This is a genomic window from Arthrobacter sp. NPDC056493 (assembly GCF_042795115.1).
Lineage (GTDB): Bacteria > Actinomycetota > Actinomycetes > Actinomycetales > Micrococcaceae > Arthrobacter.
Genome location: NZ_JBHTSL010000117.1, coordinates 1 through 3784 on the forward strand (window position 1 = coordinate 1; position 3784 = coordinate 3784).

Genomic DNA, 3784 nt, shown 5'->3' on the forward strand with positions numbered 1-3784 from the left:
ACCTTCTCCTAGGAAGGTGACCGCCCGCCGTCGTTATCATGCGTGGCGGCGTTTACCTGCCAGCTTTCTGCAGCCCGGTGCGGGCCATGGCGTCGGCGTAGGCCACGTGCATCTCATCGAGGTACTGCTTCTGCCGCTCGGGGGTTCCGGCGAAGGAGCGGCCGCTCAGTGAACGGACCTTGTAGGTCTTCAGTCCGCGGCGCCACAGCAAGGGCACTTCGGTCTTGAGCAGCAGGCCGGCGAGGCGGTTGGCCTCGGTGCCGTGAGCCACGATGACTGAAGCGCGGGGGACCAGGGCCAGGACTTTCAGCAGTGGCTTGAGGCCGGCCTGGATCTGGTCCGGCGTGAACTTACCGTTCGGCTCGCCCGGCGTGTGCCACGGGTGCACGTTCCACGGCATGATGTACTCCGGCCGCAGGCCCAGCTTCCACTGGAGGCCAAGCATGCGGGTGGCGGCGTCGTCGTCGCCCGGCATGATGAAGCCGGTGGGCGACGCCGTGCCGATGTTCGAGAAGAGGCTGATGATGCGGCATTCGTCGACGTCGTGCGCGGGGTCGACGTACGGCACCTGGGTGCCCGGCTTGGCGCTCTGCAACGTATCGCAGAGCTCATTGACAGCGGCAACGTTGGGTTCGTAACGGCGCCTCAGAAGCTGTTCATGGAAGGATTCGGTAGCCAGGGCTGTCATATGGTGCTGTGTCTCCTGCAGGTGGGTCGCGCTGCCGCGCCGCAGGGCCGGCACGCCGCAGGCATGCCGAGTGCGGCGTGGTGTGAAATGAGGTGGACCGGTACCTGACCGATCCTCCCCAGTTTAGCAAGGCGTCCGAACCGTGAGGCGCCGCCCCTGTGCGCGTCCGTGGCGGAGCCGCGCAGGAGTGGGCCCGCAGGACAGTCAATGAGGGCTAAATCACTTCCAGAGCCGCTTGGTGGCGAGGCGTGCGCCCTCCCCGAGGGCCTCGAGCTTTGCGACCGCGATCTGTGGGTGGACACGGCCGCCGAGGCCGCAGTCGGTGGAGGCGATCACGCTCTCGCGCCCCACGAGCCTGGCGAAGCGCTCGATCCGATCCGCCACAAGTTCAGGATGCTCCACGACGTTGGTGGCGTGCGAGACGACACCCGGGATGATGACCTTGCCCTCGGGAAGCCTGGTGTCTTCCCAAACGCGCCATTCGTGCTCGTGCCGGACATTGGCTGCCTCGAACGAGTAGCCGCCGGCATTGATCTGCAGGACGGAGCCGATGATGTCGGCAAACGGGATGTCGGTGGTGTGGGGGCCGTGCCAGGATCCCCAGCAGACGTGCAGCCGGATCTGCTCCTGGGGCAGGTCGCGGAGGGCCCAGTTGGTGGCCTCGATCCGGAGCTGGATGAAGCTGAGGTAGTCCTCGAGGCTGGGCTCCGGGTTGATCTGGTCCCAGCTCTCAGCCAGCGACGGGTCGTCGAGCTGGACGGTCAGCCCGGCGTCGATGATTGCCTTGTATTCCTCCCGCATGGCGTCGGCGCAGGCGTAGACCAGTTCCTCTTCGGTCTTGTAGTACTCATTGGCTACCCGTGCGCAGGATCCGGGGGACAGCGACGCGACGAAACCCTCGGCGAGGCCGGCCGCCTGCAGGCCGGTCTTGAGGTTGGCGACGTCCGACGCCACGAGGTCCTGCCCGGTGTAGGTCAGCGGGCCGGCGATCTTGGGCTGTGCCACGCTCTTGCGGTGGGCGAGGATCCCGGAGGAGGGGTCGTTGTAGGCGTCATTGAACTTCTGCCGGTCCCGTCGGTCAGGGAACGAGGTCAGGACGATGTTGCCCGGTGTGGAACGGTGCACCTCGGCATCGGCCCAGCGGTCAACGTTGGTGGGTTCGAGGCCGCCCAGGCGGGCGAATGAGTAGTTCCACCAGGCGCCGTAGTCCACGCTGTTGGACATTGCGTGGCCGTATTCGCCGTCGTTGGGGATGTCGATGCCCAGGTCCTTTTGGCGCCGGACGATGTCCACCACCGAGGTCTCCAGCAGGTCCAGGAACTCCGGCGTGATGCCGTCCGCTTCCTTGGCTGCGTTGGCGGCGATGAGCTCCGGGGTGCGGGGCAGGGACCCGGCGTGGGTGACGCGGATGTGGTCGGTGTTCAGTGACAAGGCAGGGTCTCCTCGGCCGCTCGGGATGGTTCACTCTCACTTAAGTCCGCGGAGAGAGTGAGTGGCAAATCGCAGGCGCAATGTGTCGCCGGAATCTGCCGCACGGGTGATTCGGCAAAAGCCATACTTTTGCTGCCCATCCGCTAAACTTGGGTGGTAAGAGCCCCGGAACTCTTGCGTCCCTTCCCCGGTCAGCGCCGCGGGTTCGGGCGACGAATTCGGGGCATTCTCATGAACGGCGCCGACCTCCGGTTGAAGCACCTCGGTGATCCAGCCGGGCTAGGCCCGAACGAATGGGGGAGGATCCCATGCCAGCAATCGTGATCGTCGGAGCCCAGTGGGGCGACGAAGGAAAAGGTAAGGCCACCGACCTGCTTGGCGGCCGCGTCGACTACGTAGTGAAGCCGAACGGCGGCAACAACGCCGGGCACACCGTCGTCGTAGGCGGTGAGAAGTATGAGCTCAAGCTCCTTCCGGCCGGCATCCTCAGCCCCAACGCCGTCCCCATCATCGGCAACGGCTGTGTCGTCAACCTCGAAGCGCTGTTCCAGGAGATCGACGGCCTCGAGGCACGCGGCGCCGACACCTCGAAGCTGCGCGTCTCCGCCAACGCGCACCTCGTCGCCCCGTACCACCAGGTGCTGGACAAGGTCACCGAACGCTTCCTCGGCAGCCGCGCCATCGGCACCACCGGCCGCGGGATCGGGCCTACCTACATGGACAAGGTGGCCCGCCTGGGCATCCGCGTCCAGGACGTGTTCGACGAGTCCATCCTGCGCCAGAAGGTGGAAGGCTCGCTGCGCCAGAAGAACGATCTCCTGGTCAAGATCTACAACCGCCGCAGCATCGAGGTGGAGGAAGTGGTCAGCTACTTCCTCTCCTTCGCCGAGCGCCTGCGCCCCCTGGTCATCGACAGCACCCTCGTGCTGAACACGGCCCTGGATGAGGGCAAGGTGGTGCTCATGGAGGGCGGCCAGGCCACGTTCCTCGACGTCGACCACGGCACCTACCCGTTCGTCACGTCCTCCAACCCCACCGCGGGCGGCGCCTCGGTGGGTTCGGGCATCGGCCCCACCCGCATCTCGCGCTCCATCGGCATCATCAAGGCATACACCACCCGCGTCGGCGCAGGCCCGTTCCCCACCGAGCTCTTCGACGAGATGGGCATGTACCTGCAGAAGACCGGCGGCGAATTCGGCGTCAACACGGGACGTCCGCGCCGCTGCGGCTGGTACGACGCCGTCCTGGCCCGCCACGCCTCCCGCGTCAACGGCTTCACCGACTACTTTGTCACCAAGCTGGACGTCCTCACCGGCATCGAACAGATCCCGGTGTGCGTGGCGTACGACGTCGACGGCGTACGCCACGACGAAATGCCCATGACCCAGACCGAGTTCCACCACGCCAAGCCCATCTTCGAGTACTTCGAAGGCTGGACCGAGGACATCACCGGCGCCCGCACGCTGGCTGACCTGCCCGAGAACGCCCGGAACTACGTGCTGGCCCTCGAGAAGCTGTCCGGCACCCGCTTCTCCGCGATCGGCGTAGGCCCGGACCGCGACCAGACCATCGTGGTCAACGACCTGATCAACGACTGACGCCGGAAGCGTCCGGCAACAACAACTCAGGCAAGCAGTTCCCGACGGCGGCGGGTCACCTTACGGT

The 3784-nt window shown here is 66.0% G+C and carries 3 protein-coding genes; 1 reads left to right on the forward strand and 2 read right to left on the reverse strand.

Features of this window, described 5'->3' with window-relative positions:
• Positions 1–52: 52 nt before the first annotated feature.
• Both ACFQ50_RS24400 and ACFQ50_RS24405 read right to left on the reverse strand, forming a co-directional pair.
• On the reverse strand, positions 53–688 hold the full coding sequence (locus ACFQ50_RS24400) for a uracil-DNA glycosylase (protein ID WP_377998210.1): 636 nt from the start codon (positions 686–688) through the stop codon (positions 53–55).
• Positions 689–907: 219 nt separating this feature from the next.
• Positions 908–2119, reverse strand: a complete 1212-nt coding sequence (locus ACFQ50_RS24405) for a cobalamin-independent methionine synthase II family protein (RefSeq protein ID WP_377998211.1) — start codon at positions 2117–2119, stop codon at positions 908–910.
• 308 nt (positions 2120–2427) lie between these two features.
• Between ACFQ50_RS24405 and ACFQ50_RS24410 the strand changes: the two genes are divergently transcribed.
• Positions 2428–3717: an adenylosuccinate synthase gene (locus ACFQ50_RS24410; RefSeq protein WP_377998212.1), complete on the forward strand. Its 1290-nt coding sequence runs from the start codon at positions 2428–2430 to the stop codon at positions 3715–3717.
• Positions 3718–3784 lie beyond the last annotated feature (67 nt).

Coding starts and splice junctions, on each gene's coding strand:
- ACFQ50_RS24410 (WP_377998212.1), top strand. CDS start 2,428: ATGCCAGCAATCGTGATCGTCGGAGCCCAGTGGGGCGACGAAGGAAAA.
- ACFQ50_RS24400 (WP_377998210.1), bottom strand. CDS start 688: ATGACAGCCCTGGCTACCGAATCCTTCCATGAACAGCTTCTGAGGCGC.